This window comes from Anaplasma marginale str. Florida (genome assembly GCF_000215485.1).
Taxonomy (GTDB): domain Bacteria; phylum Pseudomonadota; class Alphaproteobacteria; order Rickettsiales; family Anaplasmataceae; genus Anaplasma; species Anaplasma marginale.
Genome location: NZ_AFMS01000037.1, coordinates 1 through 7,375, shown reverse-complemented (window position 1 = coordinate 7,375; position 7,375 = coordinate 1). Strand labels below are relative to the sequence as shown.

The 7,375-nt window shown below is 45.2% G+C and carries 7 protein-coding genes and 1 pseudogene; 4 read left to right on the top strand and 4 right to left on the bottom strand.

All coding sequences use genetic code 11. The features are described 5' to 3' along the window. On the bottom strand, positions 1–944 hold a 944-nt coding region (gene ilvC / locus GAC_RS01100), incomplete at its 3' end, for a ketol-acid reductoisomerase (protein ID WP_037349036.1). A gap of 125 nt (positions 945–1,069) precedes the next feature. Here ilvC and GAC_RS01095 point away from each other — a divergent pair. After that, positions 1,070–1,441, top strand: a complete 372-nt coding sequence (locus tag GAC_RS01095) for a ferredoxin family protein (RefSeq protein WP_010266543.1) — start codon at positions 1,070–1,072, stop codon at positions 1,439–1,441. A gap of 21 nt (positions 1,442–1,462) precedes the next feature. On the opposite strand, the pseudogene nadA reads toward GAC_RS01095, so the two are convergent. Together nadA and GAC_RS01085 are read right to left on the bottom strand one after the other, a co-directional pair. Beyond that, positions 1,463–2,399, bottom strand: a pseudogene (nadA, locus tag GAC_RS01090) (quinolinate synthase NadA). 40 nt (positions 2,400–2,439) lie between these two features. Continuing rightward, the gene (locus GAC_RS01085) at positions 2,440–3,210 is read right to left on the bottom strand and encodes a methyltransferase domain-containing protein (protein WP_010269021.1); all 771 of its coding nucleotides are present in this window, start codon (positions 3,208–3,210) and stop codon (positions 2,440–2,442) included. Positions 3,211–3,342: 132 nt separating this feature from the next. Between GAC_RS01085 and GAC_RS01080 the strand changes: the two genes are divergently transcribed. Continuing rightward, a complete protein-coding gene (locus tag GAC_RS01080) occupies positions 3,343–4,539 on the top strand; it encodes a phage portal protein (RefSeq protein ID WP_011114670.1) in 1,197 nt (398 codons plus the stop codon). Between the two features lie 22 nt (positions 4,540–4,561). Beyond that, positions 4,562–5,041, top strand: coding sequence for an HK97 family phage prohead protease (locus GAC_RS01075; protein WP_010269013.1), 480 nt, complete (start codon positions 4,562–4,564; stop codon positions 5,039–5,041). Here the strand turns inward: GAC_RS01075 and GAC_RS01070 are convergent. Beyond that, positions 5,028–5,888 carry a hemolysin family protein gene (locus GAC_RS01070; RefSeq protein WP_010266523.1) on the bottom strand — a complete coding sequence of 287 codons (861 nt, stop codon included), beginning with the start codon at positions 5,886–5,888 and terminating at the stop codon, positions 5,028–5,030. The two genes, GAC_RS01075 and GAC_RS01070, sit on opposite strands and share 14 nt — an antisense overlap. Before the next feature lie 402 nt (positions 5,889–6,290). Between GAC_RS01070 and hemE the strand changes: the two genes are divergently transcribed. Beyond that, a complete protein-coding gene (gene hemE, locus GAC_RS01065; protein ID WP_010269010.1) occupies positions 6,291–7,331 on the top strand; it encodes a uroporphyrinogen decarboxylase in 1,041 nt (346 codons plus the stop codon). Positions 7,332–7,375: the final 44 nt, after the last annotated feature.

Here is a 7,375-nt window from a genome sequence, read left to right as displayed (position 1 = left end):
TTCCCTACTGCCTCTATAGGATGCTTCTCTAGTTCTTTATAGTATGTACTAAGAGTGTGTTGTAGATTAGGTTCTTTGCTGAGCTTCTTGAAGAATTCTCTGCTTTGGATCTCTGCTAGCGTTTCCCTCATACTTTGCTTCACCCTGCCATCTATAATCCTATCTCCAGTAATACTGGCACCATATCCCGCAACACTAGAGACATTGCTCAAGCAACCGTATATCCCCTTCCTGTGCATCAGATCAGCTATTAGCTTCACCTCATATACACAACCCAAGTATGCTACCTCTGGTGAGATTCCAGATTCAACCATAACCTCAAAAGCGCACTTGATGAGTGATGGTATCCCTCCACATAAGACTACTTGTTCAGAAAATAGGTTTGCTTCTACTTCTTGCTTGAAGGTAGTACCTATGATCAGCTTTCCGAGCATCACCGCCGCTGCATAGGCATCTGATACCGCCTTCGCTGTGCCACTGCAGTCATTCATAACCGCAGTGAAGCACACAACTCCATTGCCCTCCAGATATTGGTTCCGTACCTCTGTGCCTACTGACTTTGGCGATACCATACACACGTCAACGTATCCCGGCAACTCAACCAGGCCATATAGTATGCTCAGCCCATGTGCAAATATGATTGCCTGCCCAGGCTTCAAATATGGAAATAGCGTCTCTTTACATATCTCCCGGTGTGCCTCATCAGGTGCTAGCATCACTATGACGTCAGCATGTTTTGCTGAGGAGCCTGAAGTATCAACTTCAAACCCGTCCCCCCTTGCTAAATCTATACTCCTTGATCCTGCATGGAGGATAATCGTTATATCTCTAATTCCGCTATCGCGCAGATTCATCGCCTGGGCCTTGCCCTGGGAACCATAGCCAACAATGCAAAACTTCTTTCCGCTCAGGCAGCTACAATCACTATGTTGGTATATCTCCATCTAAACACCTCCCTCGACGAGAGGGCACATACGCGTACCAACAACACGCAGGCGGTTGCGGCGCCTGCAGTATTTGCTCTTTCGACAACAGTCAAGTATCATAAGGGTTTTAGCGGCTTAGCTTCATGACCCATTTTGTAACAGACAGGTGCATCCGGTGCAAGTATACAGACTGCGTTGAGGTGTGCCCTGTGGACTGCTTTTATGAGGGGGAGAACATGCTGGTAATCGACCCGGACCAGTGCATAGACTGCGGTGTTTGCGTACCGGAATGCCCTGTGGATGCCATAGTCAGCGACGAGTTCATAGAAGATATCATATCGTGTGATGATAGCGCGCTGAATGAGCGGCAACAGAGCTTGAAGGCTTTTCACAAAATAAACGCAGAATTTTCTAAAAAATGGAAAAACATCACAGCCTCAAAACCACCTATGGAGGAGGCGGAGAGGTATAAGGATGACTTAAACAAGGCGCAGTACTTCAAAGAAAACACTTGAGGCCAGGCTTCTTGAACTACCTTACGATGCGCGCATCATCGCTTCGATCGGTTTCCTTGCGCCGGAGATTATTTCCTCACTCATCGTCACTTCGGGTTGCTCATCCATAATACACTTGTAGAGCTTTTCTAAAGTATTTAGCCGCATGTATGGGCACTTGCTGCATGATTCACAGCCCTTGGCAGAATTAACTACATAAAACTCACTCCCCGGGGACGCTTTTTTCATTTGGTACACCAACCCTTCTTCAGTCAATACAATGAACTTAGACCCAGCATGAGCGGCAGCGTAGCGCAATAAGTGTGTGGTGGAGCCTATGCAGTGCGCATATTTTAGCAAATTACCAGGGCATTCCGGATGTGCAATAATGTGGGCGTCTTTATGCCTCACAGACAGGTCAACAAGGCTGGCTTCGGAAAAGTTTTCGTGCACAACACAACTTCCATGCCACAAGAGCATATCCCTGCCCGTTTTCTGTTTGAGAAATTCTCCCAAAAACCTGTCAGGAGCGAACAATACTTTTTTGGTCTTTGGGTATGCTGTTAATTATCTTAACGGCGTTGGAAGAGGTGCATATTATGTCTGAGTAGCATTTCACTTCCGCGGAAGAATTGATATACGTAATTGCAAAGTGGTCCTCATGTGCACGCCGGAAATTTTTAAAGTCTTCCCCTCTACAAGATTCTGCCAACGAGCATCCGGCATTGAGGTCTGGCATTATAACCCTTTTACCGGGATTTAGAATTTTGGCAACCTCTGCCATGAAGAACACGCCACAAAAGACGATGATCTCCGCATCTGTTGATGCTGCCCTCTTTGACAGCTCAAGGGAATCCCCAACAAAATCTGCGGTTTCTTGGACTTCATCATCCTGATAGTAGTGGGCCAGAATGATCGCGTTTTTTTTCTTCGCAATGTCCCTGATTTCGCGTGACAAATCGCGACAGTCGCTAAGCATGACGGCAAATACGCTAGACACAGACGTTAGCGCTATGATATCAGCAAAATCGTTTTTTGATAACTAAATAAGCTATATTCCAGGAGCTTATTACCATCCCATTCTGCGAGAAGAGGTCGCTATACACACGGCACACATCTGCAATACTTACCCCAGAAGTTTCAGCTGCACCACGGTGAGACTGCGCGCCAATCTTGGCAATTGAGTTCAGCAATCGCATGCACGTCTTGTGATGCAGTGTATATTTTTTGCACTGCACATATTCAATGGTGGCCCCCAGCGTGGGGACAAGCTTTTCAAAAAACGCAACGTCATGAAATTCAAATTTTCTCTTCCGGCCCATTAACCTTTCACAAACTGCAAGCTCCTCCAAGGTTCCTTGTACGGGAACGCTGATAAACAACCCCTGCCCAGTTTCATTGAGAACTCTCAGCATGCTTCGCAGACAGGCACTAATATTGTAAGCCCAGTGTATAGCCATGGATGACGTTACCACATCGAAAAAACCGTCGGGGAACGGCATGTTTTCCATGTCGCAACTTACGGTAATGCCGCGAATTTTCTTGTTGGCAATGTTACACATTTCTTGGGAGGCGTCTACCTGAGAAAGCTCGCAACGGTTGCCGATTATGGCGCCTACGTGCCCGGTGCCGCAGCCAACGTCGAGCACTTTCTTTCCATCAACACCGTGCACAAGTGCGCATAGCTCCCCCGCAATATTGCGCTGGAAGGCGGAGTATTCGTCGTAAGAACTTGCTGCTTTGTCAAATGCGCCTCTCACTCCCTTAATGCAGGTGCTACCACAAGACATGTATATGCGACACAAAACCACCAAAACCAAGATTTTAAACCTTATTGTCAGAACACATAATACCCAAAATTGCTTCCGGAACGTGGGCCGGGCGTATTAGCATGCGGTATACCCAATGAGCCACAGCTAAATATGAGGGAGTCCTTCAATCTTTTCGGTAGAAACAGCGGCACAAGCGTGTCTTCAGCTTTTTTAGAATGTCGCGGAGAAGCTGTGTGGGGTGACCGCAACTATGCAAGTTTTGCTAGAAACGGGTACATCAAAAACGTTATCGCTTTTCGGTCGATCCATATGGTGGCATCCGCCGCAGGATCTGTAAACATCACGTTGCACAAAACCACTAAAAGCGGCGTTTTTCAAATCTTCAACCATCCCATCCTGAAATTGTTATCGCGTCCCAACTGTATTATGACAAGGGCCGAGCTGATCGAAGGAATAGTGACGTACAGGTTGATTAGCGGCAATTCGTACGTCCTATCCGTAGAAAGTAGGGACATGCTCCCGAAAGAATTACACCTACTGAGGCCCGATAGGGTAGAAATTGTTACCAAAGCAGGTGGGAATGCCGTAGCATACCGCTATAGCGTGAACGGACATGTGTACGAGTTTCAGGTGGACCGCGCCACCAACCGCCATGATTTGTTACACCTGAAGAACTTTCACCCCTTAAATGATTGGTACGGATTATCGACGATCGAAGCCGCATCTTACAGCATTGACCAGCATAATCAGGCCGGCACCTGGAACCAGGCAATGCTGCAGAACGGAGCCCGCCCCAGTGGTGCCCTGGTCGTGAAAACTAAAAACGAGAAAAATAGCACCCTGACACAGGAGCAGTATCAAAGATTGAAGGCCCAGATTGAAGACTTTTACACAGGGCCAAGGAACTCCGGTAGACCTATTTTGCTCGAAGGTGGGTTAGAATGGCGAGAAATGAGCCTGTCCCCAAAGGACATGGATTTCATTGAATCGAAAAATGTTTCCGCCCGGGAGATCGCCCTGGCTTTTGGTGTTCCCCCTCAATTGCTAGGCATCCCGGGAGACAACACTTACAGCAACCTTTCAGAAGCTAGGCTTGCGTTATGGGAGCAGACGATCATCCCGCATTTGGAGAGTATTATCGCACATCTCAACTCATGGTTGGTGCCGAGGTTTGGTAGCAACATGTTTCTGTCTTACGATAAGGAATCTATCTGCGCGCTGACTGAAAAAAGGCAACGGTTATGGCAGTATGTACAAAATGCAACGTTCATGACCGTAAACGAAAAAAGAGCCGCTTTCGGCTTGCCCCCGATCGAGGGAGGCAACTCCCTTGAGGCTCAAAAGTAGTGTTATACAAGCGGGATTTTATATGATCAAAAACCTCAGTAGGCAAGAACAGGGAAAGTTTAGGGGCTATGCCAGCGTTTTTAACAGAATAGATGCCCACAACGACGTCATAAAACCAGGGGCATTTGTGGAGTCCCTGCAAAAGAGAAAAGTGGCCCTACTATGGCAACATAGCATTAAGGACCCTATTGGGAAAATACTAGACGCTAGGGAAGACTCCTTTGGTTTGTTGGTGGTTGCAAAGCTAAACCTGGGGCTTCGGCTGGCACGGGAGGTCTACGCCCTAATAACAGACGGCAGCGTAAATGCCCTATCCATAGGGTATAAGGTTGTGCGGTCAAGAAGAGATAGCAAATCCGGCGTTAGGATGATCTCCAAAATAGACCTCTGGGAAGTCAGCGTGGTTACATTCCCAGCAAACGAAATGGCAAAAATAAGCACAGTGAAAGCTCTGCGCGCCCCTATAGCGGCCGCAGGCCGCCTTTTCCTTACCGGTTTCTGAGAACCTTACTCAGATCAATCACCACCCTATATATGCATCGATTGTCTACTTCCTTAATCAGGAATGATGCACCACTTTTGTGATTAAAAACCTCATCCACAACCGGCACCCTACCCACCATAGCGAGTATAAGCCCTCCGACTGTTACGTACTCTTCTTCCTCGGAATCTTTAAGTGAGATACCGAGCGACTGCTCCAGGGTGCGGACCAGCACTCTTGCATTCACCTCGATTTTATCGTTGGAAATATTTACAATATCGGGGATTGAGGGAACATCATGCTCATCTTCTATATCGCCGACAATTTCCTCAATTATATCAGCCATCGTAACCAGCCCGTCGGTGCTTCCATACTCATCTAGCACAATTGCCATGTGCACACGGGAGGACTGCATCTTCACAAAAAGGTTCACGGCCTTCATCGAGTGCGGAACGTACATCACATTGTGTATTATGCTCTTCACGTTGAAGTCCAAACCCTCTTTCGAGGTGATGTCCTTAATGTGAATAAATCCGACGATGTTATCGATATTGTCTTTATACACCGGCACCCTGGTATGCTGGCTCCTCAGCACCTTAGTGAGTAGGTCACTATCATCAATCCCCAGTGCGAGTATTTCAGACCTTTGCACCATGATGTCTTTCACTGAACATTCATCCAACCTGACTAGGTTGTTCATTATGTGTGAGCTACCAAAATGTAGTACATTTTCTGCCATTATCCTGTTTTTTACAAAATCTTTGAATCCGGGAAGCTTCTCCAGGATAAAAGAATAGAAGAAAGACCTCATACCACCCTGCGTGGGACTATCACCCCCCACACCGTCCTCAGAAACCCCACTACCCATTATTAACGAAAACCACATCACCTATATAGAGCCCCAGAGTATACTCAGCAAAGCCCCATCTTTCTATATCAAAGTTATTTACATAACTCTGTTGATAAGTGTGTAAACCACAAGTGAATAAAAGATACTAACAAAATAACACAGAGTTATACACAGAGTTTTGAGAAATAAGGTGAATTTTTGCGGCCCAAAAGCCTTTACATACCAAGCAGTTATCAACACAATTCACATATATTTTATAAACATAAATTCATGCACAAAATCAGGTACTTATCTACTTTACTAACAAATTTATCCACAAAACTGCAACCTGGCTCCCGTGCAGAATTTTGCGCAATTTACAGTTATTCACACAATCAACAGGTATAAATAAACTATAGTTATATATAAGGAAGATTATTTATGTTTAATTCAAAAAAACAAAGTAGAGTACTCGAACGAGTTCTAACCAAAAAGGAGAGACAGGAAAAAATCCCAATATGGTTCATGAGACAGGCTGGAAGATACCTACCTGAGTACCACAAGGTTATGGACAACTTTCAAAACTTTCTAGACGCCTGCTACACCCCGGAAGTTGTTGAGGAGATAACCCTACAGCCGGTCAAAAGGTTTGATATAGACGCAGCAATAATATTTTCCGACATAATGGTTGTCCTAGATGCCTTGGGTTACGAAGTAAGCTTCATCAGAGGACAAGGACCAAAAATAGGAAATATCATACATCAGTACTCAACCACTGAATCCATAGCAAAGCTTCAACCAGTATTTGAAGGAATTCGTAAGGTACGAAAGTCTTTAGACAGTGACAAAACCCTAATAGGATTTGCCGGATCGCCATGGACACTACTTACATATGTCTTAGGTAAAGAAAATAACTTTTTAAAAATCAGGAAGGATATTTGTCTGGAAACTGTACATAAACACACCAAAAACAAGGTGACGGAGCTAGTTAACAGAATTACTGACCTGACATCCCACTACCTAGCGAAACAAATCGAGAGTGGGGTCGATGTTATTCAACTATTCGATAGTAGTGCAAGTTTACTTCCGGTAGAAATCTTCGAGGAATACGTTATCACCCCAACAAAGAAGATAGTAGACTTTGTACGTGTTAGGCATCCAAACTTTCCTATTATTGGATTCCCTATGGGCGCGGGTGTGATGTATAAGACATATTTGGAAAAAACTGGAATATCCGCTATTAGTGTTGACTACAGCATACCAACTTCATGGATAAAAGAACACCTCGATGGTGTAATACAAGGGAATCTAGACCCATCTCTATTGGCATACAACCAAAAAGCATCAGACAGCCAATCTATGAAAATAGTGGAGGAGTTGGGAGATAAACCACTTATTTTTAACTTAGGGCACGGCATCCTACCAGAAACCCCAATACAACATGTAGAAAGTCTTATTAGATCAGTAAGGAAGGCCTCTTGAATTCGAATAATCTTGACATATACTCTCATTAGTCTGTAACTTCC

What these genes read in the sequence shown, in the direction of transcription:
- GAC_RS01095 (WP_010266543.1), top strand. Translation starts at nt 1,070, where the DNA reads ATGACCCATTTTGTAACAGACAGGTGCATCCGGTGCAAGTATACAGAC.
- GAC_RS01085 (WP_010269021.1), bottom strand. Translation starts at nt 3,210, where the DNA reads ATGTCTTGTGGTAGCACCTGCATTAAGGGAGTGAGAGGCGCATTTGAC.
- GAC_RS01080 (WP_011114670.1), top strand. Translation starts at nt 3,343, where the DNA reads ATGAGGGAGTCCTTCAATCTTTTCGGTAGAAACAGCGGCACAAGCGTG.
- GAC_RS01075 (WP_010269013.1), top strand. Translation starts at nt 4,562, where the DNA reads ATGATCAAAAACCTCAGTAGGCAAGAACAGGGAAAGTTTAGGGGCTAT.
- GAC_RS01070 (WP_010266523.1), bottom strand. Translation starts at nt 5,888, where the DNA reads ATGGGTAGTGGGGTTTCTGAGGACGGTGTGGGGGGTGATAGTCCCACG.
- hemE (WP_010269010.1), top strand. Translation starts at nt 6,291, where the DNA reads ATGTTTAATTCAAAAAAACAAAGTAGAGTACTCGAACGAGTTCTAACC.